The 26,432-nt window shown below is 40.7% G+C and carries 31 protein-coding genes and 1 tRNA gene; 25 read left to right on the top strand and 7 right to left on the bottom strand.

Features of this window, described 5'->3' with window-relative positions; all coding sequences use genetic code 11:
* Positions 1–157 precede the first annotated feature (157 nt).
* From DDT91_RS12345 to scpB, 4 genes are all read left to right on the top strand, one after another.
* Positions 158–2,677: a lamin tail domain-containing protein gene (locus tag DDT91_RS12345; protein ID WP_187176494.1), complete on the top strand. Its 2,520-nt coding sequence runs from the start codon at positions 158–160 to the stop codon at positions 2,675–2,677.
* 64 nt (positions 2,678–2,741) lie between these two features.
* Positions 2,742–2,912, top strand: coding sequence for a hypothetical protein (locus DDT91_RS12340; RefSeq protein ID WP_187176493.1), 171 nt, complete (start codon positions 2,742–2,744; stop codon positions 2,910–2,912).
* Between the two features lie 205 nt (positions 2,913–3,117).
* Positions 3,118–3,501, top strand: a complete 384-nt coding sequence (locus tag DDT91_RS12335) for a TraR/DksA C4-type zinc finger protein (protein ID WP_187176492.1) — start codon at positions 3,118–3,120, stop codon at positions 3,499–3,501.
* A gap of 2 nt (positions 3,502–3,503) precedes the next feature.
* A complete protein-coding gene (gene scpB / locus DDT91_RS12330) occupies positions 3,504–4,064 on the top strand; it encodes an SMC-Scp complex subunit ScpB (protein ID WP_187176491.1) in 561 nt (186 codons plus the stop codon).
* Here scpB and DDT91_RS12325 read toward each other — a convergent pair.
* The 4 genes from DDT91_RS12325 to era form a co-directional block, all read right to left on the bottom strand.
* Positions 4,061–4,585: a SprT-like domain-containing protein gene (locus DDT91_RS12325; protein ID WP_255502105.1), complete on the bottom strand. Its 525-nt coding sequence runs from the start codon at positions 4,583–4,585 to the stop codon at positions 4,061–4,063. The genes scpB and DDT91_RS12325 overlap by 4 nt on opposite strands.
* Positions 4,586–4,750: 165 nt before the next feature.
* A complete protein-coding gene (locus DDT91_RS12320) occupies positions 4,751–4,930 on the bottom strand; it encodes a hypothetical protein (RefSeq protein WP_187176489.1) in 180 nt (59 codons plus the stop codon).
* Between the two features lie 76 nt (positions 4,931–5,006).
* Positions 5,007–6,320: a ribosome biogenesis GTPase Der gene (gene der / locus DDT91_RS12315; protein ID WP_187176488.1), complete on the bottom strand. Its 1,314-nt coding sequence runs from the start codon at positions 6,318–6,320 to the stop codon at positions 5,007–5,009.
* Between the two features lie 2 nt (positions 6,321–6,322).
* The gene (era, locus tag DDT91_RS12310) at positions 6,323–7,216 is read right to left on the bottom strand and encodes a GTPase Era (RefSeq protein WP_187176487.1); all 894 of its coding nucleotides are present in this window, start codon (positions 7,214–7,216) and stop codon (positions 6,323–6,325) included.
* A gap of 67 nt (positions 7,217–7,283) precedes the next feature.
* On the opposite strand from era, the gene DDT91_RS12305 reads away from it, so the two are divergent.
* The 10 genes from DDT91_RS12305 to DDT91_RS12260 all read left to right on the top strand — a co-directional run bounded on the left by DDT91_RS12305 (position 7,284) and on the right by DDT91_RS12260 (position 15,929).
* Positions 7,284–7,356: transfer RNA gene (locus DDT91_RS12305), tRNA-Met, on the top strand.
* 171 nt (positions 7,357–7,527) lie between these two features.
* Positions 7,528–8,784 (top strand): tyrosine-type recombinase/integrase, encoded by a 1,257-nt coding sequence (locus DDT91_RS12300; RefSeq protein WP_187176486.1) that lies wholly within the window; start codon positions 7,528–7,530, stop codon positions 8,782–8,784.
* Positions 8,785–8,786: 2 nt separating this feature from the next.
* A complete protein-coding gene (locus DDT91_RS12295; RefSeq protein WP_187176485.1) occupies positions 8,787–9,482 on the top strand; it encodes a hypothetical protein in 696 nt (231 codons plus the stop codon).
* 68 nt (positions 9,483–9,550) lie between these two features.
* Positions 9,551–9,853 carry a hypothetical protein gene (locus tag DDT91_RS12290; protein ID WP_077353327.1) on the top strand — a complete coding sequence of 101 codons (303 nt, stop codon included), beginning with the start codon at positions 9,551–9,553 and terminating at the stop codon, positions 9,851–9,853.
* Positions 9,854–10,130: 277 nt separating this feature from the next.
* Positions 10,131–11,153: an AAA family ATPase gene (locus DDT91_RS12285; protein WP_187176484.1), complete on the top strand. Its 1,023-nt coding sequence runs from the start codon at positions 10,131–10,133 to the stop codon at positions 11,151–11,153.
* Positions 11,154–11,345: 192 nt separating this feature from the next.
* A complete protein-coding gene (locus tag DDT91_RS12280; RefSeq protein WP_187176483.1) occupies positions 11,346–12,356 on the top strand; it encodes a toprim domain-containing protein in 1,011 nt (336 codons plus the stop codon).
* Between the two features lie 114 nt (positions 12,357–12,470).
* Positions 12,471–13,685: a DUF4062 domain-containing protein gene (locus DDT91_RS12275; protein WP_187176482.1), complete on the top strand. Its 1,215-nt coding sequence runs from the start codon at positions 12,471–12,473 to the stop codon at positions 13,683–13,685.
* A gap of 164 nt (positions 13,686–13,849) precedes the next feature.
* Positions 13,850–14,797 carry a DUF5677 domain-containing protein gene (locus DDT91_RS12270; RefSeq protein ID WP_187176481.1) on the top strand — a complete coding sequence of 316 codons (948 nt, stop codon included), beginning with the start codon at positions 13,850–13,852 and terminating at the stop codon, positions 14,795–14,797.
* A gap of 344 nt (positions 14,798–15,141) precedes the next feature.
* On the top strand, positions 15,142–15,612 hold the full coding sequence (locus DDT91_RS12265) for a JAB domain-containing protein (protein WP_187176480.1): 471 nt from the start codon (positions 15,142–15,144) through the stop codon (positions 15,610–15,612).
* 125 nt (positions 15,613–15,737) lie between these two features.
* The gene (locus DDT91_RS12260; protein WP_187176479.1) at positions 15,738–15,929 is read left to right on the top strand and encodes a hypothetical protein; all 192 of its coding nucleotides are present in this window, start codon (positions 15,738–15,740) and stop codon (positions 15,927–15,929) included.
* A 169-nt stretch (positions 15,930–16,098) separates the two neighbouring features.
* On the opposite strand, the gene DDT91_RS12255 is transcribed toward DDT91_RS12260, so the two are convergent.
* The 3 genes from DDT91_RS12255 to DDT91_RS12245 all read right to left on the bottom strand — a co-directional run bounded on the left by DDT91_RS12255 (position 16,099) and on the right by DDT91_RS12245 (position 17,598).
* On the bottom strand, positions 16,099–16,368 hold the full coding sequence (locus DDT91_RS12255; RefSeq protein WP_187176478.1) for a hypothetical protein: 270 nt from the start codon (positions 16,366–16,368) through the stop codon (positions 16,099–16,101).
* A gap of 7 nt (positions 16,369–16,375) precedes the next feature.
* Entirely contained in the window at positions 16,376–17,122 is a 747-nt protein-coding gene (locus DDT91_RS12250) for a ParA family protein (RefSeq protein WP_187176477.1), read from the bottom strand.
* Between the two features lie 68 nt (positions 17,123–17,190).
* The gene (locus tag DDT91_RS12245; RefSeq protein WP_187176476.1) at positions 17,191–17,598 is read right to left on the bottom strand and encodes a helix-turn-helix domain-containing protein; all 408 of its coding nucleotides are present in this window, start codon (positions 17,596–17,598) and stop codon (positions 17,191–17,193) included.
* 663 nt (positions 17,599–18,261) lie between these two features.
* Between DDT91_RS12245 and DDT91_RS12240 the strand changes: the two genes are divergently transcribed.
* The 11 genes from DDT91_RS12240 to DDT91_RS12190 all read left to right on the top strand — a co-directional run bounded on the left by DDT91_RS12240 (position 18,262) and on the right by DDT91_RS12190 (position 26,428).
* On the top strand, positions 18,262–18,828 hold the full coding sequence (locus DDT91_RS12240) for a GNAT family N-acetyltransferase (RefSeq protein WP_187176475.1): 567 nt from the start codon (positions 18,262–18,264) through the stop codon (positions 18,826–18,828).
* Entirely contained in the window at positions 18,828–19,754 is a 927-nt protein-coding gene (locus tag DDT91_RS20755) for a helix-turn-helix transcriptional regulator (RefSeq protein WP_187176474.1), read from the top strand. The genes DDT91_RS12240 and DDT91_RS20755 overlap by 1 nt, the downstream gene beginning before the upstream one ends.
* A gap of 146 nt (positions 19,755–19,900) precedes the next feature.
* Complete coding sequence (locus DDT91_RS12230) at positions 19,901–20,266, top strand: hypothetical protein (RefSeq protein ID WP_187176473.1); 366 nt, start codon at positions 19,901–19,903, stop codon at positions 20,264–20,266.
* Positions 20,263–21,591 (top strand): relaxase/mobilization nuclease domain-containing protein, encoded by a 1,329-nt coding sequence (locus DDT91_RS12225; protein WP_187176472.1) that lies wholly within the window; start codon positions 20,263–20,265, stop codon positions 21,589–21,591. Before DDT91_RS12230 ends, DDT91_RS12225 begins: the two co-directional genes overlap by 4 nt.
* Positions 21,575–22,252, top strand: coding sequence for a ParA family protein (locus tag DDT91_RS12220; protein ID WP_255502104.1), 678 nt, complete (start codon positions 21,575–21,577; stop codon positions 22,250–22,252). Before DDT91_RS12225 ends, DDT91_RS12220 begins: the two co-directional genes overlap by 17 nt.
* Entirely contained in the window at positions 22,231–22,575 is a 345-nt protein-coding gene (locus DDT91_RS12215) for a hypothetical protein (RefSeq protein ID WP_187176471.1), read from the top strand. The genes DDT91_RS12220 and DDT91_RS12215 overlap by 22 nt, the downstream gene beginning before the upstream one ends.
* 2 nt (positions 22,576–22,577) lie before the next feature.
* Positions 22,578–22,964 (top strand): hypothetical protein, encoded by a 387-nt coding sequence (locus DDT91_RS12210; RefSeq protein ID WP_187176470.1) that lies wholly within the window; start codon positions 22,578–22,580, stop codon positions 22,962–22,964.
* On the top strand, positions 22,961–23,290 hold the full coding sequence (locus DDT91_RS12205) for a DUF4134 family protein (protein WP_187176469.1): 330 nt from the start codon (positions 22,961–22,963) through the stop codon (positions 23,288–23,290). Before DDT91_RS12210 ends, DDT91_RS12205 begins: the two co-directional genes overlap by 4 nt.
* 77 nt (positions 23,291–23,367) lie before the next feature.
* Positions 23,368–23,652 carry a DUF4134 domain-containing protein gene (locus tag DDT91_RS12200; RefSeq protein ID WP_255502103.1) on the top strand — a complete coding sequence of 95 codons (285 nt, stop codon included), beginning with the start codon at positions 23,368–23,370 and terminating at the stop codon, positions 23,650–23,652.
* Positions 23,652–23,933, top strand: coding sequence for a DUF4133 domain-containing protein (locus tag DDT91_RS12195; RefSeq protein ID WP_187176467.1), 282 nt, complete (start codon positions 23,652–23,654; stop codon positions 23,931–23,933). The genes DDT91_RS12200 and DDT91_RS12195 overlap by 1 nt, the downstream gene beginning before the upstream one ends.
* A 2-nt stretch (positions 23,934–23,935) precedes the next feature.
* The gene (locus DDT91_RS12190; protein ID WP_187176466.1) at positions 23,936–26,428 is read left to right on the top strand and encodes a TraG family conjugative transposon ATPase; all 2,493 of its coding nucleotides are present in this window, start codon (positions 23,936–23,938) and stop codon (positions 26,426–26,428) included.
* Positions 26,429–26,432: the final 4 nt, after the last annotated feature.

Genomic DNA, 26,432 nt, shown 5'->3' with positions numbered 1-26,432 from the left:
TAAATAGGTTTTTATTGGTTTTGGGACTGCAAAAGTAAGGACTAGGAGTTCATTTTCAGGATTATGTGGCAATTTTTCCGTGAAAATTTCAAGGGGCCAAAATCAAGAACAAACTAATTTTTGTATTTTCAACTCATTCTTTTCGCTCATTTTTCTTATGAATCATCTTTTTAGATCTATTGTTTTTTGGTTAATCGTCGGCTTTGGATTCACCTTGTCTCAGGAGCTGTTCGGACAAAGGCAGAATTTCGAATCCCAGTTTTCGATTGCATCATTTCCTCAAGAATTTCTTCCCGGATGGTATGGGAATGAAGTAAGAAGTACAGCTTCCCGCATTTTTCAATCGCCCAACCTCGGCAGAGGAAACTCCAGAGCGCTGGCGGTTCAGCCTATCAGTACTTTCAATGGTGAAATTTGGGTTAGGCTTAAACCTGCAGAATTTGAAAATCCAAAGGTTTCCTTTTGGGCCAGAAGCCTTCAAAATGGGACGGGTAATCGTCCTGCCCTAGTGTATTTTTCTTGGGGAGAAAGTTTGAATGGAGGATTTACAAATAGGGCCTTACTGGGTGGGGAGAATGAATTCGGGAATGAAAATCAAGAGTACCGAAGATTTGTTTTGGAGCTTCCCGATGAATTAACTGACTCTAATGAAGTCTTTTTGAAAATCGAAATTCTTTATGGCCCAGGTAGTGGAAGCGGGGCGAGATGGTTGTTGGATGATTTTGAGCTGGGGAATTTCGTTCAGGATGTCATTTCTCCAAAGGTGGCAACCCTAAAAGGATACGCTAAGAATGAATTATTTCTGGGCTTCGACGAACCTATTGATCCTGTGTTTTCGCTTTTTCCCATAGCCTATCGCCTGGAAGGGGTTGAGCCTGAAAGGATAAAAGCGTTGAATGATTCGACCGTGATTATTGGATTTCAAGAGAATTTGGAAGAGGGAAGAAGCTACCGCTTGTCTATCAACCAAATTCCTGATTTAGAGGGAAATTTTTTGAGAGATACGGTTGTGACTTTTCGGTTTTCTGATCCTACAGCGTTTGGATATAAGTCTTTGGTAATCAACGAACTGATGCCTGCTCCAAGGGTAGATCAGGACCTTCCCAATGTGGAGTATGTGGAGCTCTTTAATCCTACAGAGAAGGAATTTAGACTTCAGGGTGTCAGATTTTCCAATTCCAGAAGTAGTACCGCGTTGTCGGAATATTGGATTCAACCCGGAGAATATTTGCTTCTTGCTCCCTCCAACCAAGCCAATCAACTTCAGGAGTTTGGGTCTGTAATTCCTGTCAGTCCTTGGCCGTCTATGTTAAATTCCGGAGATGTGATGGGACTGACTTCTTCACTGGGTGAGCCGATCGATCAGTTGAGTTTTGTGACTACTTCTTGGAGAGGGAGTGAATTTGCCAATGGAGGATACAGCCTCGAAGTCATCAATCCGTTTTTCCTTTGTGATAATTCGGAATTCCTAAGGCCTTCGACAGATCCAAGTAGAGGCACTCCTGGAAAACAAAACTCCTTATTCTCCATAGAAACAAGCGACGGTGAGTTAAAAATCGAAACTGCCTATTTTCTGGGTCCGGATCATATCGAACTGGTTTTTAATCAGCCTTTTGTGCCAAAAATCAAATCAGATCAAATTTCCCTATCACCTGAACTCAGAGCGGATTCGGTATGGATTTCCTCGGCGGGAAGAGCTTTGCATATCAAACTTGTTCAACCTGCTATCCCAAGTCTAAAGTATGAGTTGCATATCTCTGACTTGGTTACCTGTGCCGGAATTCTTCTAGATGGAGGGCTTTCCGTCACCTTGGTACTTGCCGAGGAAGCAGATAAGGGGGACTTGATCATAAATGAAGTATTGTTTGACGCTAGGGTAGGAGATCCAAAATTTGTGGAGATTCATAATACTACCGAGAGATATCTTTCTCTGGAGTTCTGGGCTTTGGCCAATTTGAATGACTCTGGCTTACCCAATCAGATTAGGGTATTTGGTACAAAGGGAAGTATGTTGGGTCCCGGAGGTTTTTTGGCAATAAGTACCGACTCCAATCGTCTGAGGTTAGCTTATCCGAAATCTGCCGATGGGGCTTATCTTCAGATTTCCAGCCTTCCAAGCTACCCCATTTCAGGAGGTACGGTCGTTCTGATTTCAACAAGAGGAGAGGTCATGGAAAAATTCACGTACGATCCTAAAATGCATCACCCGCTCATCCGAAACACCAAGGGGGTCTCTTTGGAGAGAATCTCTTCTAAAACCCCAGCAGAGGTTCCTGCCAACTGGCAGTCCGCTTCAGGCAACGAGGATTATGCTACACCTGGAAAAAGAAATTCCATGGCTATAAGCGGAGAGTTCGAATCCAAACTGATTCAGGTTGAACCTCAGGTGTTTGATCCTGAGGGTAGTTTTGGTCCTACTTTTACCACGATTAGGTATGAATTGGATCAGCCGGGTTGGGTAGGCAGTTTCTCGATTTACTCGTCTTCCGGACTTTTGGTCCAAACCTTAGCGCAAAATCAACTTTTGGGAATGAGTGGTTTGTACACTTGGTCTGGTACCGATTCAACAGGCGCAAGAGTCCGACCGGGGTACTATATTCTGTTAGTGGAGCTATTTGATCTCAATGGCAGAACATCTATCATTAAAAAAACGATAGTGGTAGGGACAAAACTCTGATTGATAATATTTTATATGGCCCGATAAGCAAATTTTCGTATCTTAATAATTAATCTTTAGGGCTATGGAAAAGGATTTGATCACACTCGCGCTTCAGGAAATCATCCTCAAAGAAGGAAAAAGTATTCAGGATGTAAAACAATACCTTCGCATGCGCTTTCGAATGGAAGTCGACGATCTGGTTCTTTCGAAACGATTGGAAAGAGTGGTTCCCCATGAGAAAGCTGTAGCCTAACAACAATCAATTTTTCAGGATTAAAATATTTTTCAGATTTTTTAAATAAATAACTGATTTACAGCCGATAGTAAAGAAACCTTGCGCTGTTTCCCAATGGTCTTTTTTATCAAAATCTTTAAATCTTTGCATTTATCAAAGACCACTGTATTTTAGGGTACCAATCCAAAAAAGTCCCAGTACGATCATTAAAAGCTAGACCCTTATGAGTCAGGAAGAGAAGACCGCATACTCCCCAGAGGAGCTCAAAGAATTTGAAGAAATCATTCTTCAGAAGTTGGCTTTGGCAAAAGAAGAACTTCATTCTTTGAAAGAAACCCTAAGTAAGAAAAACGACAGTGGGACGGATTACACCGCTTCGACATCCAAATTGTTAGAGGATGGGGCTGATACCTTGGAGCGGGAGAGTTTGAGCCAATTGGCAGCAAGACAGCAAAAGTTTGTCATCAATTTGGAAAATGCCTTGATCCGCATCAAAAACGGCACCTATGGAGTTTGTGTGGATACAGGAAAGTTGATATCCAAGGAGAGGCTGAAAGCTGTCCCCCATACGATGCATTCCATTGAAGCAAAATTGGCCAAAAAGTAATTTTGGATTTCCTTCACCGCCATATTGAGGCTCTGATATTCTGTGCCCCGGAGCCTCTTACAGTCACAGAGATCGTCAAGTGCCTCAGCGAAATGTTTGAGGCAGAAGTTCCTATTGACCATGTCGAAGCGGCTATTTACGACTTGAGAAAGAAATACAATCAGGACGATTTTTCCTTTGCCTTAGAGCATCTCGGAGGAGGATATCAATTTTTGACCAAACCGGCCTATCAGACAAGTATCAGTATTCTGCTGAGGCAGCAGTCACAAAAGAGACTTTCTTCTGCGCAATTGGAAACGCTTTCTATCATTGCTTACAAGCAGCCGATTACCAAAGGAGAAGTGGAGCAAATCCGTGGAGTCAACAGTGACTATTCGATTCAAAAACTTTTGGAAAAAGAATTGATCGAAATCAAAGGAAAATCGGAAGGTGTAGGAAAACCCTTGATTTATGGGACCTCACAGAAGTTTATGGAGTATTTTGGGATCAATTCCATTCAAGATCTGCCTCAACCCAAAGATTTCTCACAGCCCGAAAATCAAATCGGAGAAGAAAAAGACTAATCTGAAGCCTGAACTTTAGCAAGTCGAGAGACCAAAAACTTTTTTCCCGAACCCACTTCCTCACAAAGTATCCGAGTCCTTCTCGTTTCTCCTTTTCTGAATTTTCTTCCCGAAAGTAGGAAGGTATTTCCGGGGGAAAGATCGGACAGGAAAACTTCTTTTGAGTGAGGGTTCTTGGTGTCGTATTTACTCATCTCCTTCATCAGGAAAAGATCTCTCGCAGAGCTTGCCGAGGGGTTTCTCATGTGCAATTTCAAAGGCACAAGTAAGTCGCGAGGAAAAATGGCATCTGTCAAAAGCGGCTCCATCAACTCCTGAAATAGTTTTTTCCACTCAGGGCCATGCTGAGCGTGGTGAATCCCATGCCTCTCAAAAGCCCTTAAATGGGCAAGTTCGTGGATATAAGTGAGGAGGAACTGGTAAGGATTCAGATCAGAATTAAGCGTGATGGTCTGAAATTTCCGGTCTTTTCTATAGCGAAAGTCTCCAAGCTTGGTGGATCTGGGATTTTTTACATGCAAGCAAAAAGGAGTTTCCTGCCAAAGTTTCAGGCAATAAGAAATTGACCTTTCAGGAAAATGGGTTTTTGCAATATGAAGAAGGCCGGGAGGAAAATTCATTTAGCCAAAAATAAAAAAAGAGTCCCGAATTCGGGACTCTTAATTTTTTTCCAAAGCTGGATTGGATTACTGAGCAGCAGTAGTGTCAGCAGCTACAGCAGCAGTGTCAACAGCAGGAGCTTCTTCAACAACTGGAGTTTCTTCAACTACAGTTGTTTCTTCTACTGTTTCTTCAGTGGTCTTGTTACCGCAAGAAGCAGTAGCGATCAAACCAGCGATTGCGAAAATTGCAAATACCTTTTTCATTTGTTATGGTTTTCTTAATTACACCACAAAGGTACTAGTAATATTTTCAATTGTGCAAGTGCCGTCCAAATATTTTTTATTTGTTTTTGTAAACAATTTTTACAGGAACTCCTTCGAAATCAAAGTTTTCTCTCAGGCGGTTTTCAAGATACCTGGTATAAGGATCTTTGATGTATTGTGGAAGATTGCAGAAGAATGCAAAAACAGGATTCTTGGTAGGGAGTTGAGTGACGTATTTGATTTTAATGTACTTCCCTTTCCATGCCGGAGGAGGATATTTTTCAATCTCCTGGAGCATGACATCGTTAAGTTTTGAGGTTGGGATTCTCCTTGTTTTGTTTTCAAAGACCTTTACTGCCAACTCGATGGCTTGAAAGATTCTTTGCTTTTCTACCACTGAGGTGAAGATAATCGGGATCCACTTATGCTCCCCGAGTCTTTCCAGCATTTCATCTTTGATTTTATTCATGGTTTTGTGGTCTTTTTCGATCAAATCCCACTTGTTGACCATGATCATGACTCCTTTATTGTTTTTGATAGCCAGGCCAATCAGGTTGATATCTTGTGCTTCTAAGCCTCTCGTAGCATCTACCATCACGATCACGACATCTGATTCCTCCAAGGTTCTCAAAGAACGCATGACGGAATAGAATTCGATATCTTCTTTAACCTTACCTTTTTTGCGAATACCCGCTGTGTCAGTGATAATAAAATCTTTTCCGAAAAACTTATATCGGGTGTGAATGGCATCGCGGGTAGTACCCGCCTCATCGGTTACGATTGATCTTTCCTGGCCAAGGAGGGCGTTGAGAAAAGAGGATTTGCCCACATTGGGTCTACCCAAAATGGAAATTTTCGGTACTCCTGCGTCTGGATCTTCTTCTCCATCATCCTTGAAATGGGTAATCACAGCATCCAATAAGTCTCCCGTGCCGCTACCGCTTACCGCTGCTATAGGGAAAATCTCAAAGTCACTCAGCCCCATGGAGTAAAATTCATTAGCCATCAGGGATTTTTCCTGGTTATCGGCTTTATTGGCCACGATATAAAGTGGTTTTTTGGTGCCTCTAAGTTCATTGGCAAATTCCGAATCCAAATCGGTCAATCCATCATGACAATCCACCACAAAAAGGATCACGTCGGCTTCCTCGATAGCCAGCTTGACTTGCTTTCGTATTTCTGCTTCAAAAATGTCGTCCGAACCTGTCACATACCCTCCGGTATCAATCACCGAGAAGAATTTTCCGGACCACTGGGCATGACCATAATGTCTGTCACGGGTGACACCGCTCATGTTGTCCTCAATGGCTTTTCGCTCTTCGACCAAGCGGTTGAAAAGAGTGGATTTACCCACATTGGGTCTGCCTACTATTGCTACTATATTTGCCATGATTAGGATGGGTCGTACCCGAATTTTTTAAGTTTTAATTTATTCTTTCGCCAGTCTTGCTCGACTTTGACAAAGGTTTCCAGAAAGATTTTTTTTCCGAAAAATTTCTCCAAGTCAGTCCGAGCTTCGATGCCTACTTTTTTGAGCATTTTTCCCTGGTCTCCGATGATAATTCCCTTTTGGCTGTTTCTTTCCACAAAGATGGTTGCCCGGATTTTGATGATATTTTCCTCTTCGTGAAAATCTTCAATGCCAACTTCTGTGCTGTAAGGGATTTCTTTTTTGTAATTGGTAAAGATCTTCTCACGAATGATCTCGGAGGCAAAGAACCTTTCTGGGCGGTCAGTTAGTTCCTCTTTATCATAAAAAGGTGGATGGATAGGAAGTCTTTCTACGATTTCCTGAAGAATTCTATCCGTGTTGAACTTCTCCTGAGCGGATACGGGGATTACCGTTTCTGACTTGATTCGGGAAGTCCAATATTGGGTGACTTCATCGAGCTGCCCCTCTTTGGCCAAGTCAATCTTATTGATGACCAAAAGCACCGGAACGCCGGAAGCATTGATTTTTTGGATCACCTCTTCGATTTCCTCATCAGTTTCAAAAAGGTCAGTGACAAATACAATCACATCCGCATCTTCCAAAGATAGATTGACAAAGCCCATCATGCTCTTGTGGAGCTCATATTTGGGTTTAAGCATTCCAGGGGTGTCCGAAAAAACGATTTGATAGTCATCGGTATTGATCAGGCCTAGGATTCGGTGCCGGGTGGTCTGAGCTTTGGAGGAGACGATGGAAAGTCGCTCACCGACAAGGATATTCATCAGCGTGGACTTTCCCACATTGGGTTTACCTACGATATTGACGAAACCTGCTTTATGGGGATGAGCGGTCATTTTTAAAGATTTTTTTGCAAAGGTACTTGATTTTTGAGAGATAGTACTTACCTTTGCATCACAATATCGCGGGATGGAGCAGTTGGTAGCTCGTCGGGCTCATAACCCGAAGGTCACAGGTTCGAGTCCTGTTCCCGCTACTTCTCGACTCCGAACAATGTCAAAATTGTTCGGAGTTTTTTGTTTTTCAGGCATTTAGAACTATTTCGAATCTATTTGATTCTAATAAATTCTAATGATTTTGTCCCCCTTTTTGTCCCCCAATTTGTCCCCCTTCTTGTCCGCCTTGATTTTTTTCGGTATTTTGAACCATGATAGATTTCAAAATTTCAGCGGTTTTGAATCCGAAAAGTAAAAAGTCACCAGATGGGGAAGCGATTTATTTGTGCATTAATCGAAAAGGAAGACACTACATTAATCTCAACCTTGAAAAGATTCCAAAAAATGCTTGGTCTGGAAAACCATTAAAATGGGTCAATAGTCAATATCTGTACGCGGATTTTCATAATCGTGTAATTGCAAGGGAAATTCATCATCTCAAAGAAATCATCCAGGATTATTATAAGCGGAGTGAGGTTCTTACTGCTGATAAACTGAAGAACATATATCTGGTAAAACACCAAGGCAAAAGAATAAAAGGTGTCAATGGAACAAATGCTCCCGGGGCAAGTGATAAAATTTCATCCTACATCGATTATTCTCTCAAATTTGGGGCTTCCTCAAAAAAGGCAGAAGGAACGAGAAAAGTATATGTGACCTTAAAGAATTTGGTTGATAGCTTTAAAAGCCAAGCTGTGATGGCTGATTTGGATGAAGCTTTTGTGTTGGGGTTTATTGATTTCTTGCGGAGTGATTCTACAGATATTAATTCCGACACCACAGTTGCCAAATATGTGGATCGACTGAAGGTAATCTATCGAGAGTATTGTGACCAGTATGGGATTCTTTTTAAGAAGCGAATATTTGAAAGACTGGATGTCGAGTCAACCAAAAGGCCTGATAAAATCATATACGTTAATGATAAGCAGTACGAACTGCTGTCTGAAATGAAATTTTCTCCTGAAGAGCGAAGGCTTGAAATCACGAGGGATCTTTTTCTTTTGCTGTGCAACACAGCACTGTATTATAATGATTTGATCGCAATCCGTTCAGAAAATGGGTTTGATTGGAACTTGCTGAAAGAAAACCCTGAACACATGGTGCTTCAGGGGGAGAGAAAAAAGAATGGGGAAGAATTTTGGATCCCCCTCAATGATACCGCAAAACGTATCGTCAAAAAGTATTTTCAAGAAGGTGGAGATTATCTTTTTCCTGCAGGCGTGTCTATTTCAGAACAAAAGTTTAATCAGAACCTGAAAGTCCTTGCAGAGAAAATTAAATTCCCGGATGTGCTTTCCAATAAGGTAGGTAGAAAGACCTTTGGAACCTGGACTGACCGACTGGGGATGGATGATAACGATATAAGAATGATATTTGGGCATTCACCCGGCTCGGTTCTTAAAAAATATTACACCGAAAGAAGAACCGTGGAAACTTACAATAGAATCCTTTCCTTCATTCAGCGATAAGTATGCAAAAGAAAACAAAACTGGCAATCAAACATTACCACGGCAAGGAATTGGAGAAGATTGGAAAATCGGCTGCTAGCTTTCCTTTATATGTCATGGTAAGGTACAAGAATGCGAAAACCAAATTTGCATCAAGGCTAGGGATACGATTTGTGAATAAAAATGGCGGTGACTCCTCGATCCTAAGCAATTTCAATACAGATGTGATCAGTCTAATTGAAGAGGAAGTTAAGCATATTGAGCTGCTTAGAGACTATTTTGAGGATGTCTTGGCGGTTGAGTTTACACCTTCTATGGTGGTAAATGAGGTCTTTGAGAATGTTGCCTTAGAGAAGGTCATAGATTATTTTGATCAAGTTTTTGAGGAAAAGGAATTGATAGAGATTCTTGCAGAAATTGATCAAGACTTGATTGATTTGTTAAATGCTGCCGGTCCTACTCGGTTTTTGTCAGGTTTAAAGCATCTTGATCTCGCTCTTTTTCAGCGATGCATGGAAATTGAAGAAGTCAGACGAGTATTCGAATTTTTCAGAACTTATAAATCTTTGAATTGGCCGGAGGTAAATAGACTTCAATTCAGGATGGCGATAATTGATGAGAATCAAAATATTTCAGATTTGAAAAAATGGATGGATGATCGATTCGATTCCGAAATGCTTCATTATTATCGACTCAATCCAATTGATTTGAATCAATAAAAAAAACGGTCACCAGTGACCGATTTATATTTTTTCTATATATTTGAGTAAATCAAACTCAAATCAATATGAATCAAGACACTTTTATTCCGTTTGCGGCTGTTAGCCAAAAATGGCTGGAAGAGAAATTCAAGAATCTAGAAGAGAAAATCTCAAGCATTCATCCAGCCAGTAAATCCGTCAAAGATGAATGGTTGTCCCTTCAAGAATTCATGGAGGCAACGGGAGTGAAATCTCATTATTCCATTTCAAAAATGGAATCAGTTTCCGAATCCAAAGGCCAGGAGTTTCGCTCTATGTATCGAGGGAAACGACGGTTTATTCACCAGAGAGAGGTGGATAGGTTTTTTGCCGGGGAGTTTGAGAATTAAAAAAGGAAAGGATGACCATCCTTTCCTTTCATTGAAAATGCTCAATAGGCAGTTCCTTGGTTTGCTTTTAACCGTCTCAAAATTAAAAACATGCTCCAAGTTGAACATTCTTTTGATCAAAATCAACCTAGGCAAGGTGGTTTAATGAACTTTTCATACCCTGATATCTCTCGCGGCTAGTCCTTATTTCTAGTCGAATAAATCCTAAAAGTTTACTAAAAATTTAAAAATAGCATTTACTCCAAAATGCTAATAGAAACCTTATTGCCTAAAAAATATGACCTCAATAAATCAATTTACAGAATCGAACGATTCGAATTCCGGTGACTTTCTAATCATCAAATCCGCCAATGAATGGATGGATGAAGCGAAGACCAAACCTATTCCCAAAAAGATCTTTGGTCCGTTTTGGTATGAGGAAGAGCTATGCATTCTCTTCGCTGATACCAATCAAGGTAAGTCTTTACTTGCTGTCCAAATCATCGACAGTGTATCCAAAGGAGTACCAACCCTTGGGTTGGAGATGGAGCTGAAAGCCTCCAAAGTCATCTACTTTGACCTGGAACTGACGGCCAAGCAATTTGAAATGAGATATGCTCAATACGATAAGGAAAAGGATATACTTTTTGATCATTTCGAATTCAGTGACCTTTTCCTGAGAGCAGAAATCAATCCTTACGGATTTGATGAGGCTTTTGAAGAATATGAAAGCTTTCTATTTAAAGAGATAGAGGTTCAGGCCTCCAAGTCCGGTGCAAAAATCTTGGTAATCGATAATCTGTCTTGTGTGATTTCAGATAATGAGAAGGCAAGGAATACCACTCCTTTTTTAATTAGGCTTAACAATCTGAAGAAAATTCATGGCTGGTCGATTTTGCTCATTGCCCATACTCCAAAAAGGAACCTGTTTGCACCGATCAGTAGAAACGATATCCAAGGCAGCAAGAGCTTCATTAACCTAATTGATTCTTGTTTCGCCGTAGGTGAAAGTCAAAAAGACCCCTCCATTAAATACTTGAAGCAGATAAAAGTCAGGTATGGTGCTTTTAAATATCCCTCCGAAAATGTCCTGGTCTGTAAAATCGGTAAAGACTCCAATTTCAGTTCGTTTCGCTTCCTCCAGTTTGGGAAAGAGTCAGATCATTTAAAGCAGTTGAATCCGGTCGATAAATCTCAACTGAAGACTAAGGCCTTGGAACTCAAAAATGAAGGCCATACCAATGTGAAGATAGCTCAGGAACTCGGAGTGTCAGAAGGTGCTGTAAGGAAATGGCTCAAGCAACTTGAGTTAGACGAGTAAGCTCAATCGTAAAAATCGAACTGTACGAGGGGTACGAGGTGTGCGAATCGTACGATTTCCACTTACCACTACCCCTCTTTTTCTTTTTGCAGGTAATCCGACAATTCACGACAAAAGGAAAGATAAGACTCCTTTAAATCAATAAGATGCATTATTTATGTATAGATGTAATTATATAAAAATGTAAATAACATGAACTACTCAGAAGTAAAACAAGCCGCTACCAAGATCAAACAGGAATTCCCTGTGCTGGATTATTTCCATAGCTTAGTCAGATCAGGATTTTTGAAATATGAAGGCATCCACGGAAAAGAATATTTTTTCGGTTTCCTGGAACAGCGAACTGGCTCAATTGCGGTGGATGACAAAGCCAATGTGTGGTACGACCATGCTGCTGGAAAGGGAGGAGACATTATCGCAGCAGTGCAGGAATTTGAAAACAAAACCTTCTTCGAGTCAGTGGAAAGCCTTTCCGGTACTGTTCCGGTAAGAGAGTTTCTTCCAAGACAAAAACCAGAAATCCCCCAGAAAATAGTGGTGGGGAAAGTTTCCGAGATCAGCCACGATGCATTGATACAATACATCCAAGGAAGGGGAATTGATCTTCAGGATATTGCACCTTTCGGTAAAGAGGTGCATTGGCAGAACAAAGGCAAGCGATATTTCGCAGTGGGTTTTCCGAACCAATCGGGCGGATGGGTACTCCGATCCTCCATTTTCAAGGGGAACATTCTTGGAGGAGGTATTTCGATTCAGGTCCTTGGGACTGTAAAAAGCATTAAGGTTTTTGAGGGTTGGTTTGACTTTTTGAGCTATCTGAAACTTTCCGGTGCTACAGATTTCAAAGCCATCATTTTAAACAGTACAGCAAATCTTAGTCTGCGACTAATGCTTGATATTTTGAAGGAAAGGCAGAAACTAGAGCTCTACCTGGACAATGATGCTACCGGGGAGACCTACACCAATAGCTTTATCAAGGTTGCTAAACTGTACCAATACTGCATCCAAAATGGATTGGCAACTGATTGGGATTTGCAGGTTTTAAGAGGAGGGAAAGATAAAATCGGGAGGCTGCTCAAATCCCTTAATATCGATCTGGGTATTGAGGAGGATGTTTGGGAAATGGAGGTCGATGTTATTGATCATAGGGAGAGCTATTTTGATTATGTGGATTTGAATTTGTTTTTGGTCGGACAGACATGAATAGGTGATTAATTCTAAGGGTTTAATTCTAGGTTTTTTCTAAATTGTCCAGAGATGATTTAAGGCCCTAGACTTTATTGCCTATAGTCAAGTTAAAATGTCAATTTCCGCAGCATGATTTCAACAAGTGAGTATCCATTTCCAATTTTTGTTAGTTCCACGGACTATAATCTTAAAGACCTCCGTGCTGAATTAGCTCGTTATCTAACAGAACTTGGTTACAGGCCGGTTTTGAGTTCTGCAGAAGGTTTTCATGATAATTCTCCAGAATTGGAGCCGTGGGAATCGTGTTTGCAAGTGTTGAATACTTGTTTTGTTATGATTTTAGTTATTGATGGCAGGTATGGCAGCCCGTTAGAATGGCGTAATTTTGAAAGAGTTTTAGGTAGTAGGAAAATTTCACCAACTCATGCCGAGTACATTTATTCACATAAGTTTAATAAAAGAATGTTGGTTTTTATAAGAGAGGAGGTTTTGACTCATTATCAAACTTATAGAACCGCATTAAAGAACTTGGAAACGGAGGAGGCCGCGAAAGAGGCTTTAGAAAAAGTTTTGCCAAAAGGAATAGATTTTGAAACCCTAAAATTTGTGAATGAGGTCAAAACGTCAAGGCCTATTCCATGGATAAGAGCATTCAAGGATGTTACAGAAATAAAGGGAGAGGTTCAGAAAAAAATGCTGAATGAATTAGCAGAGCTTTTTATGCTTAAAGAGAAAAAGTTGGAGACCATTATTAAGGTTTTTAATCAGACTATGGCAGAGCTTTCTCCAGAAAAGCAAAATGAAATCCTAAAGAAAATAAATGCAGTAAAAGATTTAACAGAAATAAAAGAGAATTTGGAGGCTAAAGAAAAAGAGTTGTCTATAGCCTTAAAGGAGTTGGAATCTGTTAAAAAGGGAAGGAAAAAAGAAAAGGAAGAGAAAGAGCATATTGTTTCTGAGTTAAAAGAACAAATTGAAAATCTCAAGGAAAAAATAAATTCAAGTGATATTAATTCCCTAAAAATAACCAAATCTGATGATGGCAATATTAGAATTTCAAAAGATTGGTTGAATTCGGATCCTTCTGGATTTATCCCATTTGGCAGTCGATTAGGCAGCTTTTTTGATCTCCAAAATCCCATTACTAATGCTCGAACTTGTGCTAATTGTAGTAAATTAATAAATAGTGGAATTTCTTTGGCCACCTTTAATGATGGCCATTGTAATACCTGTGGAAAAGACTATTGCGATACCTGTTGGCCGAAATTCCAAAGAATGACAACAGGAGGTGATTGTCCTTGGTGCTCTCCACCCATTTCTTTAAAAAATAATAAAGTAATATGAGGATATATTGATCTTGAATTGTATCACATCCAAAAGCCTACGTTCCATAATAGTTTTTCACTCTTTAGACTATATTGTGTTTGTTTATGAGAATTGTCTTGAAACCTTTTTTCCTTTAATTATTGATTAGATAAAATATTATTTCGGTAAAAAAATATTATTTAATGAATATTCATAAACTTCGCGAATATTGTCAGTGGCTTTGGTCAGTTGATTCATTAGAGAGCTCTCGTGAGTTAATATATGTCTTTTTAGATTTCTTTTTTTTAGTTATAAATAAGCACCATGAAGATAAATTGACCTCTCAAGCTCTTGCAGATGCTAAGATGATTTTTCAGATGATTTTTACCAAGGTAACTCATATTAACAAACTTCTTGGGGGGGTAGGTTTCAATTCCAAAAATGGGGGCAAACTTAATCCAATTATTGACCCGACCTCAATTGCACCTTTGATTAGGACGCTTTACGAAATTGTTTGTGTTTTTCACCTTATTTACATTCTTCCGGATTCTCAACAAAAAAAAGATTTAGTCTATAACCTTTGGGTTTCTTCTGGATTAAAGTATAGACAGAGATTTAATGTCAGGTTACCAGATTCACTAGAAAAGCTTGAACAGGAGCGAATATTTATTGAGCGGATTAAGGAGGACATAGAAAATTCAGATTTATTCAAATCTCTAACTGAAAAAAACAAGAGTAAAATCTTTGTTAAGCTGAAAGAAAAGGATTACAAAATTTCATTTACGGGACTTGATATTAATTTTTTATCTTGGCAGGAAGTTTCAGGAACTATGGGCCTTGAAAATGATCTTTTCGCGGATATTTATTCCTACTTTTCACTTTATGCACACCCTTCCAATGTTTCAGTCTTTCAATTTGAAATGATGTTTTCGAAAGAAAATGAGGCGTATAAACGCTTGACGTTAACAAGTATGAAATATTGCATTGCCCTTTTAAGTATTTTTGTTGCTGACTATATTAAGCTATTTCCTAACATTCTTGAAACCTTCAATAAACAAGACTTGGTTAGCCAGATTGTATTAAATTTTCATAATCATATGTTGAGAGGAGAGATACATTCCATTAACGATGCATGGAAATCACTTGGTTGAAGTAGCCTGAATATTAATTGGAATTCGCTATCCTATTTTCGATTTGGTTAAAATCTCATTAAAACGCATTTCATATTTTTAACCAATTTTAGTGGCATATTCAAGAATGCATTATCCGGAAAATGATTCTAAGACAATTACACTTTTCAATTTTTAAAATAGGTCGAGGTAGTTGAACCTGAATTCCGGAATAAGTTAGCCCTTTATCCTCGGGGCTGCCAAGAGCTTCCGGCATAAAGCTCGCCCGCGAATCTCCGCTTGTTTATTCCTTTTCCTCTTGGCCTTGCTCGGAACAGGGCAGAGGTCATTCCATAATTCATGTTTCATCAAAACTCAAAAAAATTATGGAAGCTTTAACTCAATCATTCCACTTTAATGAAGTCGCAGAAATTACACTTGCTTATCGACCAAAAATCAAAGCAAGCCTACGTCCAAAAGTTACTTGTTCCAGGCAAGTTTATGATGTCTTGTTGAAATTCTGGAATTCTGACGCGCTAGAATACATTGAGCAATTTCAAGTGATGCTACTGAGCAGAGGAAACCGTGTCTTGGGTATCTGCACCATCAGCACCGGCGGAACTGCAGGAACAGTTGTAGATCCTAAAGTGGTCTTTGCTGCTGGATTGAAAGCGAACGCATCATCTATAATCCTAAGTCATAACCATCCCAGTGGAAATCTTCAACCTTCCGAACAGGATAGAAGACTCACTCGAAGACTGGTTGAAATCGGTCGTTCATTGGATCTGCCCATTGTGGATCATTTAATTCTAAGTTCAGAAGGTTACTTTTCCTTTGCAGATGAAGGGGAGCTTTAGACTCCTTTTTTTCTTTTCGACCAGATGAATAAGGTAAAATTGTATGGATATCAAATCCTTACAGTTAATTTTTGATACTTTCCAAATAGATCTTAGCTTCCAAACAAAACATAAAAAAACACAAAATGACTAATGGTAAAACGATTTTCATATCAATTATCCTGATTATTTCTGGCGTAGTGATTAAGACATTGATAGATAATTCTAATACTGGATTAGATAAGGATTTAATAGGTTTTTTTTCAGGGATTGTTTTTGGTGCAGGGATTGGACTGCTTTTTTCATTGATTTTTAAAAAGAAAAAAGTGAATGATTAAAAAGGTTTTGACCCCTGAAAGAAGAAAAACGACCTTTTAGCCACTAAGATTTCATAGCACTCGAATTGGAAAATAAAAACCCTGTTAGGCTACCCAAATGTAACCTTTGTTGCTTTGCGCTTATCCCGAGTGTGTGGCTTTTCCATCTGGAAATGGATATTGCTTTTTCCTAAATCCCATAATACTCCGCAACCGCCTTCAAAATCATATCCCGCATGGAAGCTTTGGTCTCTCGGCCGATTTCGTACTTGAGCTTGTCGAACATGGCAGTAGGAATCCGGAGGGAGTAGATTTTCACGTCTTCGGTGTCAAATTCCTTGCTTGATACTTTTTCTTTTTGCAGGATTTCTGGTTCGGGATTGATCAGTACTCCGATTCCTCGCTGTTTTGTGCCGAGGTTTTTATTGCCCTTGCTTGGGTCATTTAGCTTCTTAGCCATGGTTTGCTCAGGTTAATCTGTTTAGAATTTCTTCGACTAGCATTTCATAATCCTTGGCCCCATTAGATTCAGGCGCATAGTCGAAAATGGTTTGGCCTTGGAGTTGTGCTTCAGCCAAGGCAACATTGATCCGGATTTTGGTGTCGAACACTTTTTCCTGGAGATCCTCAGTGAGTTTCTCCACAATGGTTTTGGTCAGGATTCGGTTTGGGTTGATTTGGGTAATGAACACTCCTCCGATTTCTAATTTGTCGTTTAAGTTGTCCCGGACTTCCTTAACAATCCCAAGAAGCCGATCCACTCCTTTGTAGGCAAAATATTCCCCTTGCAATGGTAGCAGAATAGTGTCACTAGCGACCATAGCATTGACGGTCAACAGCCCAACTGATGGAGGACAGTCAATTATGATGTAGTCGTATTCTGATCGGATTGGTTTTAGGAGTTTATGGAGGATTTGCTCCCGTCCAATTTTGGATACGATCTCCATTTCAGCACCCAACAGATCAATGGAGGAAGGAACCAAGTCCAGGTTTTCGGAGATATTTAGGATCGGTAACTTTTTATTCTCTCGTATGGAATCATAAACAGATAATTCCGGATCGCCTTTTCCCAAGCCCTCAGTTAGGTTGGCCTGAGAATCGATATCCAATAACAAAACTTTGAGACCTTTTTTGGCAAGCCCTGCACCGATGTTGATGGAGGAGGTGGTTTTACCTGTTCCTCCCTTATGGTTCATGATAGAGATAGTCTTCATAACTCAGTTGGTTTAACTAAAGATATGAAAATGTGTTTCTATAAAAAAGTATTTATATAAATATGTATTTACTTTTGATTTACTCTGGTTTCCAAGTTCTCGATGATCAGGTTCTTGGATCTCACCAATTCGCTGTATAAGCTATTCTCAGCAGTGAGGCGTTTTACCTCATTTTGAAGTCTCTCGATTTCGGATTGGAGTCGGTCAAAGAAGTACTGTTCGCTACCCAGTTTGTCCGAATCCATTTCACTATCTTCAATGATAGCCGCGAACATTTCACCTTCTCCCGTCTCTAGCCAGCTGAGGTTGATGTTGTGTTCTCTTTTAAGAAGGATCTTGATTTTTCCCGACACATTGTTCTTGCCTCTTTCAATGTCGGAATACCCCGCCTGAGTCAAACCCAAAGAAGCCCCGAAATCTTCTTGGGTTTCTTTTAAGAATTTCCTGATGATTTTTAGGCGTTGATTTTCAGTCATATCTGAATCATACTCGTTTTAAATGGATAAATTTTGTTTATAATATAGCAAAACCATATATTTTTATACTTGGATATATTCAGATGGAACATACCTCTAAACCTTTCTACCATCACAGGTAGGGTAATTATTTGGGCCTGATAATTCTTTAACTTCTTTTCCCCAAGCTTACTGTAACTCCAAAAAAGTAGGGTGAATTTGATCCTCCCTCCCATTTAGGAGATTCCCGAGATAGTCTGGGATTAATTATTTCTTAAAAATGTCTTCTGAAATGAGAACAATGACATTCTAACTATTTGTATATCTAAATATAGGGATATACTGGATTAAGATATATTTGATGTTTTTCTCAGGTGATTAAATCGTCTTTTCAGTTTAGATGATGTGCTTGATTTTACCACAGGCTATCGATTTTAGAACCTTTTTCCATTTGCAGGAAAGCACCGGGCTTGAGGAAAGCTGATAATATATTTGCTTTTCCGGCATCTGAAAATGTGTTGAGGAACCTTATGCGTGTTCCTTGCAAGTTGTGTATTTGTGACACAAATTCTGCCGAATTTTTTTCACAAACACGCACTTGCCCTATAGGATAATTCTTGTCAGAATCATCCTATAGGGAGGAATTCAACCTCGCAACTCGGTATATTTTTAAGTGATTGAAATATGAAAAAGTTCGTCCAACGAGATCGGAAAAAAATTCTAAGCATTTTGGTCAATTCTTTTGAAGGAAATAAGTCTGTTGATTTTGTAGTCGGCAAATCGGAAGCCAGAAGGAGGATTTTGATGGAGTACAGTTTGGAAAACTGTTTGGAAAACGGCGAAGTGTATCTATCCGATAATGGAAAATCCTGTGTCTTGATCAAGTATTCTGACCGAAAGCGAAAGCCATTTAATCTTTGGATTTGGGACTTGAAACTGGCCTTTAAAGGGATTGGAATTTCGAGAATTTCGAAGGTGGTCAAAAGGGAGTCCAGCATCGAAGCTGTGCAGCCCAAAGAGCCATTTCTCTATGTTTGGTTTATCGGCGTACAGCCAGAACACCAAGGGAAAGGTGAGGGATCTAAGCTACTCAAGTCAATACTAAATCTGGCTCAGGACAAGAAACTTCCGATTTGTTTGGAGACTTCAACTCCCCGCAATTTCAAGTGGTATGAGAATTTTGGGTTCTCAGTATATGCATCTTCTTCTCAATTTGGATTCCCGTTTTTCTTCTACAGAAAAGATTTGTAATGACAGTTTTTGGCACCGAAATGCACCTGGCGACATTGATTTTTGTCGTTTGCGAGATATTCTTTTTTATCCCTCAGTTGGTTTTTTATCTCCAAAACCCGGCAGATAAAAACCGTAGGTACTACCTAATCCTCTTGGGATTGTTGATCTTCTATAACATTGCCGGAGGATTGTTTCCTGACCCAAACCTTGCGATGGATCTCAATTTGCAGATCAATCTTGCCTATGGAACAGGGTTCATCATGGGCTCATATTTTCCGTTTTACTTTTTCAAAGTATTCGGTTTGCATGATTTGGGGTGGCATGCAAAAAAAGGAGTGTGGATTTTCTTTGTCGCGCCATTCATTCTTGCATTTGGTATTCTGCTTCCCTTTTCCAATGATCTTCCTAATGTCATTTGGTACGGTATGGCCATTCCTGTTCTGTATGCCATTTACCTAGATGTTTTGATTTTTTTGTTCATCCGTAAGAAATACAGAGAAAGTCAACTCAGCTTGGATGCTATCTTGAGCTATGCTGCCATGTGCCCTTGGGTTTTCCTTCCGATTTTCAGCTATTTCGATACCTCCCAGTTTGTAGAAGTAATGGTCACTAACATGGGATTTGTGGTCATTACTTTTTTGTTTATCCGAAAGATGATTTTTCAAAACAGAAAGGTTTTTGCAAAACTCAATGATTCCGACCAGAGGCCATCGGTCGATTCCAGTACTATTTTTGGCCAACGATGTACCGAATTGGGCTTGACAAAGAGAGAATGTGAAGTGGCTGAGAAGGTAGCCCAAGGCCTAACCAGCAAAGAAATCGCTGAGGAACTTTTTATTTCAGAAAGAACTGTAAACAAACACCTTCAGACAATTTTTAAAAAAGCTGACAGTAAAAACCGAGTTGAGCTCATCAACGCCCTGAATTCCTATTCATCATCCTGATTTTCGGGTATTTACCCATTGAATAAGTATATCTGCGTATAGGGATTTCTCTATACGCAGATATGCCTATTTATCGCATTTACGCAGTTTTAGGTATTTTTTTTCGCCTGCGAAATCCAATCCTTTACCCCCATCAACATGTAGTCATGATGGAGAAAAGAGAAAATCTCTCTTGGGTATCGGTCCGGTTAAAGCCGGATGTTTTTGCCCGATTGAAAGAGGAAAGCAGATCCCTTGGAGTGTCTCTGAGTCACTTGATCAGAATGAAGCTTAGCGCTGACACGATCAAGATCATTGACACCAAGGGAATCCTAAATGCAATCGATAAGGTGGTTGCCGAACAGGCCAGGGTGAATAATAATATCAATCAGCTGGCCAAGCATGCCAATACCTATCGAGACAAAATTTCCCCGGAGATTTTTTTGAATCATACCATTCAGATGGCCAAGCATCTTGAGCATCGGGATTTCATGAACAAGTTTTTGAAACAGATTTATCAGGCAATCAAATGAGAGTTAAAATCCTTTCCAGCACTAGTTCATTCAATGGGGTAACCTACAACACAAACAAAACCCAAAATGAAAAGGGGGAGCTGACCAGGCTCCGAAATTTTGGGTATTTGCAGGATACCAAGGATAAGGGCCCGAATGAGGTGAAAAATTTCCTGATAGCTCATTCGAACAGAAATACACTGGTCAAGGAAAAACAGTTTCATGCTATGATCAGCTGCAAGGGCAGGGAGTATTCCAAAGAGGAGCTGACGGATATAGCCCATGAGTGGATTGATAAAATGGGCTATGGAGATAATCCTTTTTTGATCGTTTTTCACAAGGACACCGCCAATAACCACGTCCATATTGTGTCATCGAGGATCAACAGGGAAGGCAAAAAGATCAATGATTCATTTGAAAAGCTGAGAGCACAAGAAGTAATCAATGAGATCATGAGACTCAATCCCAAGCGCGAAGCAGTGAAGGCTGCGGATAGTTTGAAGGAGTTTCGATTCAGCACCAAAGCCCAAGGATTCCTAATTCTGGAAAATTTGGGATTTAAAGTGCGGGAAAAAGGTGAGCAGATCGAATTGATCAAATATGGTTCGGTGCAAGGTCAAATTCCAGTTTCAGAATTCAACCAAAAGATCCAGTCCTATCAGTTGGATAAGGATAGAGCCAAACAGCTAAAGGCGATTTTGGATCGGTATTCCAAGGTTTACCAGAGCCAACCCACTTGTCTTTTTGAACCTAAACCAGGCGGCAAAAAAGGAAACCAAACCGGGTATCGCTCAGATCTCGGTGATTTTATCCGGGACAAATTTGGGCTTCAGCTCGTATTCCATGGCAAAGATGGGAAAAGGCCCTATGGCTATTCCCTGATTGATCATGCCAACAAGATCATTTTTAAAGGAAGTGAGGTATTTCCGATTCAGCGATTTTTTGAGCAGGAAGGCGAAAGTAAAACCTATCAATCCCAGAAGTCAGCAAAAGATAAGCAGATCGATTTGATCGAGGCAAAAGTGAAGCTGCAATCTGCCCTCAATGATTTTTCGACTGTTCGGCAAGGCTTGGAGCACCACGCTTTGAAGCTGGAGAATCGGGATGGGAATTCTTTCCTGAGAACATTACAAGGAGATATCGCGGCCAGCGACATTCTTTCCACCGAGCAGCAATTGGTATTACGGCATTATTTCCAAGAAAGAGAAGCCAATGGGGAGGGACAGAGCCAAGGGATTTTTGACCTGGCCCCGGTACTCAATATCGCCGATGACATCGATGATGAGTCGGTTCACGGCAGGAGAAGAAGCAAAAAGCGCAAGGGAGAAAATGAAATCACCAGATAAAGAGAAGGCCATGATCATTCTATTCGCAAACCAAAAAGGCGGAGTGGGAAAAAGTACCCTAGCGGTGCTGTTTTCAAATTTTGCCGTCCAGAAAAGGAAAAGAAAGGTGAAAGTCTTTGATATGGACTTTCAGCAGTCGCTTTACAACAAGTATCTCAACTCAGACCTCTTGGAAAATGAGAAGCTGTATGAAGTCGAGCTATCGAGTATTCCGGGGTTCAAGTCTGTTCGAAAAAGAGCCTCCCAAGACCCCAAAATTCTCACCGTCATTGACCTTGCCGGGAGAATGGATGACGACAACCTGGTACCGGTTCTCAAGGAATCAGAATTGATCATCTGCCCATTTTGCTACGATGAATACAGTGTCACGAGCACCTTTGAGTTTTGCTACGTGGTCAAAAAGGTGAATCCTGAAAGCCGGATCATCCTGATCCCCAACCGAGTCAAAACATCGGTCAAGTACGAAACCATGGAAAGTGTCAATCAGGCACTTGGCCAATTTGGTGAGTTGACCTCCCCGGTATCGGATCGGATAGACTTCCAAAGACTAACTACCTCTTACACTCCGGAATCCCTCGTGCCTATCCTGGATCCCATTTTCAACAAATTATTTGATGACCACATAGAAGCAGACCTGCCATGGGAAACGGAGACTACATAAGCAAACTTGTCCAAGGAGTAAGGGCAGAATTGGTATTGCCTGAACTTGAGGTAAAGCCTTTGATAGAGTCCGAAAGTAAAGAGACCGCCAAAATTGGAAGCCAAGGAATCCATGAGCTGATAGAGGCCATCAGGAATTTTGAAGTAAACGGAGATTCCAAAAGGTTGATTCGGATGGACGCTCGAACCGAAGAAGTCCTGAAACGGATCAATCCCACTTTTGGAGTGGACGTGACCTCCTTCGTGAATTTCCTGTGTTGGGACTTTCTGGAAAACAATCCGGAACTGGTCCATGAAATCAAACAATCCATACAAAAACTATAGCTATGAGCTGGACAGACTTCTTTCTATACCTATCCCTTTTCTATGTGGTGTACTATGCGGTAAATGTCGTCATCGATGTTTTGCGCAAACCACAACTTTCAGAAGTGTCGGCAGGGAATGCCTACACCTTTCAAACGGACCTCAATGAGTTTGACGAAAGTCCAACGGTAATAGAGGATAATGACCTATTGCTTGAACCTGTAAAGCCCAAAACAGAATCGGTTTCAGAAGTATGGGTCAACAGCGAGGAGGATTCTGAGGAAATCGAATTTGAAATCAATGATCCCAGCCCGGTCAAATCTACAGGAGGGGTGACTACACTCAATTCCCTTTTTGTCCTTGCCAAGGAAGGCAGTATTGAAATGAAAAAGAAAGTCGTGTTCTCATGAATCTTTCACATCGCATAATTCTATGCGCTATCCTTTCCCTCTTTTTCTTTTTGTCGGCAACGGAAACTTTTGGCCAATCCCCTCCAGGAGTCTCAAAATTTCAGGAGGTAGAGACTGATATGAAAAGTTTCTATGTGGCTCTTTCCCGACTCTCATTTGTCGTGGGGGCGGTCTCAGGATTGCTTGGCGGTCTTCGGGTGTACAACAACTGGCAAATGGGAAGGCATCAGGTCGATGTTCAGGTAATCAGTTGGTTCGGAGCCTGTCTATTCTTGGCCACGATGGGCTTTTTCCTCAGCGGATTATATGCTGTTCCACTGACTTGATACCGCCAAAAAAGCAAAATCAAAATCAATAATTTCTTACTAAAACTATTAAAACCATGTTCAACAAAACCAAAAAAATGATCTCAAGCGCATTGTTTGTGACGCTTGCAACCACAACCGCCAGAGCCCAAGGTGTTCAGGGAATTACCGCAGCAGAATCTTCACTACTCGCCTATGTGGATCCTGTGGCCAGTCTTTGCCTGGTAATTGGAGCGGTAGTCGGGCTGATCGGGGGAGTAAGGGTTTACATCAAATGGAATTCCGGAGATCAGGACATCAATAAAGAATTGATGGGATGGGGCGGTTCCTGCCTGTTTTTAGTCTTGGTCAGTGTGATCATCAAAGCGTTTTTCGGTGTCTGATGGCTAAGCAATTTCCGATATATAAGGGGCTTCAAAAGCCTCTTATATATCGGGGCTTTCAGGGAAAATTCATCGGATGGGGAGTAGCTTCCTTAGTCATCGCAGTCGTCTCGGGAGGATTAATTGGAAGCTTAACCAGTATGGTTTTAGGTGGGGTGATTACCCTGTCCGTCATGACAACCGGACTTTTCATCACTTCTCAGCAGCAGAAAAAAGGCTTGCATAGCAAAACAAGGTATAAAGGGGTATTTCAGATCGCTACATCCTTAAAATCGAAGTAAACATGTTTGGGAAAAAACGGAATGAATTTAAGCTTCCCTATCTAGGAATTGAAGATCAGATCCATGGGTTTCATTGTCTATTCAATCTGAAGGGTGACTTTGGTGTCATCCTTGGATTGGACAATCCTGTATTGCAATATTCAGCGGATTCTTCCAAGTACGATTCCTTTCACCAGCTATACACCAACCTGATCAAAATACTTGGTGAAGGGCATCTGATCCAAAAACAGGACATTTTTTCCAGAAAGACCTACAGCGAAAAATTCTCAACAGAATACCTACAGCAAAAGTATGATGACCATTTCCAGGGTCGTCCCTATACTTCACTCAAGACATTTTTGGTGATTACCAAACGGGCAAAAGGCAGATACAGCCAAAAGTCAGTGATGGACTTTATCCAGACACTTGGTAAAGTGACCGACCTTTTTGAACGAGCGGGAATCAAGACAAAAGCACTCTCAAAAATTGAGACTGACCGATATGTGAAACGGATTCTCAGTATGAATTTCCATGAGGAAAAGATTGTACTGGACAACCTGCTTTCTGAAGAAAGCCAGGTAGAAAGCGGAGAAAGAGCTTTTCGGTCGATCACCTTGGTGGATACCGACAAGGTAGAACTTCCGGAAAAAGTGACCACCCATTTGGAGCGTAACGACAAGGATAGCCTGAAAGGGTTTCCGGTGGATAATATGGCCTTCCTTTTCGATGTCCCCAATTTCCAAACCCTAGTTTATAACCAGGTCATTGAAATCATTGAGCAGATATCAACGCTCAACAAGCTGGAATTGAAGCGAAAACGACATTCCGGGATACCCGATCCAGCCAATAATATCTGTGTGGAAGATATCGACAGGCTATTGGAGGACGTGGCCAGACATAACCAACTTCTGGTCAATTGCCACTTCAATGTGGTGGTTTCTGCCAAAAAGGAGCATATCCAAGGAGCTTGTAATTATGTGGAATCCTCCCTTTTCCAACAGGGGATTGTTGCCAACAAGAATTCCTATAACCAACTGGAGCTATTCAGGACACTACTTCCCTGCAATACCGCTGAGTTGAAAGTTTACGATTACTTCCTGACCACCTCGGATGCTGCATTATGTTTTTTCCTGAAGGAGTCACTGAACAAGGATGAGAAAAGTGGTTTCCAGATCCGATTTACAGATCGACAGGGAATCCCTTTGAAGATTGATCCGGCTGATTTGCCGATGCAAACCAATAGGATCAACAATCGAAACAAGTTTGTGCTTGGGCCTTCCGGTTCGGGGAAATCATTTTTTATGAATGCCCTGATCGAACAGTACTGCATGTGGAATAAGCGGCCCAATCCGAAATGGCTGATGGATGTGGTCATTGTCGATACGGGACACTCGTATTCTGGACTTTGCCAATACTATCAAGGGAAATACATCACATATACCGAGGAAAAGCCAATCACCACCAACCCTTTTTCCATTACCGAGGAAGAGTACAACATCGAGAAGAAAGACTATCTCCTGACCCTGATTTCCCTTTTGTGGAAGACAGCGGAAGGAACAGTCTCTCAGGTCGAAGCGGATGTTATTTCCAGTACGATCTCGGCTTACTATTCATCTTTTTTCTCCAAGGAAAGGACGATCCAAAGGCTTTGCTTCAACAGCTTTTATGAATTCGCTTTGGAGAAAATCCCCGAAATCAAAGAGCGTGAAAGCATTGGTTTTGAACTTGAAGAGTTCCGCTTTGTACTTAAGAAGTTTTACAAAGGAGGTGAGTTTGAAAACCTTCTCAATGAGGAAGTTGACCAGTCCTTGTTTACCGAATCCTTCGTGGTTTTCGAGATTGATAGCATCAAGGAGCACAAGGTGCTTTTCCCCATTGTCACACTCATAATCATGGATGTTTTCATTCAGAAAATGAGGTTCCGAACCAAATACCGGAAAGCACTCATCATCGAAGAAGCTTGGAAGGCCATCGCCTCCCCGCTCATGGCAGGCTATATTTTATACCTCTATAAGACCGTCCGGAAATTCTGGGGAGAAGCCATAGTGGTAACTCAAGAGCTGGGAGATATCATCGGAAACGCGGTGGTCAAAGACAGTATCATCAATAACTCGGATACCATCTGTCTCTTGGATCAGACCAAATTCAAAGACAATTATTCTCAAATCGCCTCCCTGCTGTCCATCAATGAAAATGAAAGGAAAAAGATTTTCACGATCAATCAGCTGGATAATCATGAGGGTAGGGGAAGATTTAAGGAAGTCTATATCCGAAGAGGATCTGCCGGTGAGGTGTATGGGGTAGAAGTTTCCCTTTACCAATACCTGACCTATACCACGGAAAAGCCCGAAAAATCAGCCATCGAAATCTATATCCAAGCATTTGGAGGATACCAAATGGGATTGGACGCTTTTGTTGAGGATTTCAAAGTTTCTGAGCTATCCCTCCATGAGTTTTTTGGTGAGGTCAACAAGCAAGGGGCTCCGGTTAGAGAAACACTAACTGCCACTTTTTAACCAA

The organism is Algoriphagus sp. AK58, from assembly GCF_014324365.1.
In the GTDB taxonomy this organism is placed as follows: domain Bacteria; phylum Bacteroidota; class Bacteroidia; order Cytophagales; family Cyclobacteriaceae; genus Algoriphagus.
The sequence above is the reverse complement of the archived record's forward strand: the minus strand, read 5'-3'. Positions and strand labels throughout refer to the sequence as shown.

What these genes read in the sequence shown, in the direction of transcription:
- der (WP_187176488.1), bottom strand. Translation starts at nt 6,320, where the DNA reads ATGGCAAATATAGTAGCAATAGTAGGCAGACCCAATGTGGGTAAATCC.
- DDT91_RS12265 (WP_187176480.1), top strand. Translation starts at nt 15,142, where the DNA reads ATGGAAGCTTTAACTCAATCATTCCACTTTAATGAAGTCGCAGAAATT.
- DDT91_RS12345 (WP_187176494.1), top strand. Translation starts at nt 158, where the DNA reads ATGAATCATCTTTTTAGATCTATTGTTTTTTGGTTAATCGTCGGCTTT.
- DDT91_RS12280 (WP_187176483.1), top strand. Translation starts at nt 11,346, where the DNA reads ATGAACTACTCAGAAGTAAAACAAGCCGCTACCAAGATCAAACAGGAA.
- DDT91_RS12240 (WP_187176475.1), top strand. Translation starts at nt 18,262, where the DNA reads ATGAAAAAGTTCGTCCAACGAGATCGGAAAAAAATTCTAAGCATTTTG.
- DDT91_RS12205 (WP_187176469.1), top strand. Translation starts at nt 22,961, where the DNA reads ATGAATCTTTCACATCGCATAATTCTATGCGCTATCCTTTCCCTCTTT.
- DDT91_RS12340 (WP_187176493.1), top strand. Translation starts at nt 2,742, where the DNA reads ATGGAAAAGGATTTGATCACACTCGCGCTTCAGGAAATCATCCTCAAA.
- DDT91_RS12285 (WP_187176484.1), top strand. Translation starts at nt 10,131, where the DNA reads ATGACCTCAATAAATCAATTTACAGAATCGAACGATTCGAATTCCGGT.
- DDT91_RS12220 (WP_255502104.1), top strand. Translation starts at nt 21,575, where the DNA reads ATGAAATCACCAGATAAAGAGAAGGCCATGATCATTCTATTCGCAAAC.
- DDT91_RS12320 (WP_187176489.1), bottom strand. Translation starts at nt 4,930, where the DNA reads ATGAAAAAGGTATTTGCAATTTTCGCAATCGCTGGTTTGATCGCTACT.
- DDT91_RS12230 (WP_187176473.1), top strand. Translation starts at nt 19,901, where the DNA reads ATGATGGAGAAAAGAGAAAATCTCTCTTGGGTATCGGTCCGGTTAAAG.
- DDT91_RS12255 (WP_187176478.1), bottom strand. Translation starts at nt 16,368, where the DNA reads ATGGCTAAGAAGCTAAATGACCCAAGCAAGGGCAATAAAAACCTCGGC.
- era (WP_187176487.1), bottom strand. Translation starts at nt 7,216, where the DNA reads ATGACCGCTCATCCCCATAAAGCAGGTTTCGTCAATATCGTAGGTAAA.
- DDT91_RS12195 (WP_187176467.1), top strand. Translation starts at nt 23,652, where the DNA reads ATGGCTAAGCAATTTCCGATATATAAGGGGCTTCAAAAGCCTCTTATA.
- DDT91_RS12260 (WP_187176479.1), top strand. Translation starts at nt 15,738, where the DNA reads ATGACTAATGGTAAAACGATTTTCATATCAATTATCCTGATTATTTCT.
- DDT91_RS12300 (WP_187176486.1), top strand. Translation starts at nt 7,528, where the DNA reads ATGATAGATTTCAAAATTTCAGCGGTTTTGAATCCGAAAAGTAAAAAG.
- DDT91_RS12245 (WP_187176476.1), bottom strand. Translation starts at nt 17,598, where the DNA reads ATGACTGAAAATCAACGCCTAAAAATCATCAGGAAATTCTTAAAAGAA.
- DDT91_RS12335 (WP_187176492.1), top strand. Translation starts at nt 3,118, where the DNA reads ATGAGTCAGGAAGAGAAGACCGCATACTCCCCAGAGGAGCTCAAAGAA.
- DDT91_RS12290 (WP_077353327.1), top strand. Translation starts at nt 9,551, where the DNA reads ATGAATCAAGACACTTTTATTCCGTTTGCGGCTGTTAGCCAAAAATGG.
- DDT91_RS12250 (WP_187176477.1), bottom strand. Translation starts at nt 17,122, where the DNA reads ATGAAGACTATCTCTATCATGAACCATAAGGGAGGAACAGGTAAAACC.
- DDT91_RS12190 (WP_187176466.1), top strand. Translation starts at nt 23,936, where the DNA reads ATGTTTGGGAAAAAACGGAATGAATTTAAGCTTCCCTATCTAGGAATT.
- DDT91_RS12275 (WP_187176482.1), top strand. Translation starts at nt 12,471, where the DNA reads ATGATTTCAACAAGTGAGTATCCATTTCCAATTTTTGTTAGTTCCACG.
- DDT91_RS12210 (WP_187176470.1), top strand. Translation starts at nt 22,578, where the DNA reads ATGAGCTGGACAGACTTCTTTCTATACCTATCCCTTTTCTATGTGGTG.
- DDT91_RS20755 (WP_187176474.1), top strand. Translation starts at nt 18,828, where the DNA reads ATGACAGTTTTTGGCACCGAAATGCACCTGGCGACATTGATTTTTGTC.
- DDT91_RS12270 (WP_187176481.1), top strand. Translation starts at nt 13,850, where the DNA reads ATGAATATTCATAAACTTCGCGAATATTGTCAGTGGCTTTGGTCAGTT.
- DDT91_RS12225 (WP_187176472.1), top strand. Translation starts at nt 20,263, where the DNA reads ATGAGAGTTAAAATCCTTTCCAGCACTAGTTCATTCAATGGGGTAACC.
- DDT91_RS12295 (WP_187176485.1), top strand. Translation starts at nt 8,787, where the DNA reads ATGCAAAAGAAAACAAAACTGGCAATCAAACATTACCACGGCAAGGAA.
- DDT91_RS12200 (WP_255502103.1), top strand. Translation starts at nt 23,368, where the DNA reads ATGATCTCAAGCGCATTGTTTGTGACGCTTGCAACCACAACCGCCAGA.
- DDT91_RS12215 (WP_187176471.1), top strand. Translation starts at nt 22,231, where the DNA reads ATGGGAAACGGAGACTACATAAGCAAACTTGTCCAAGGAGTAAGGGCA.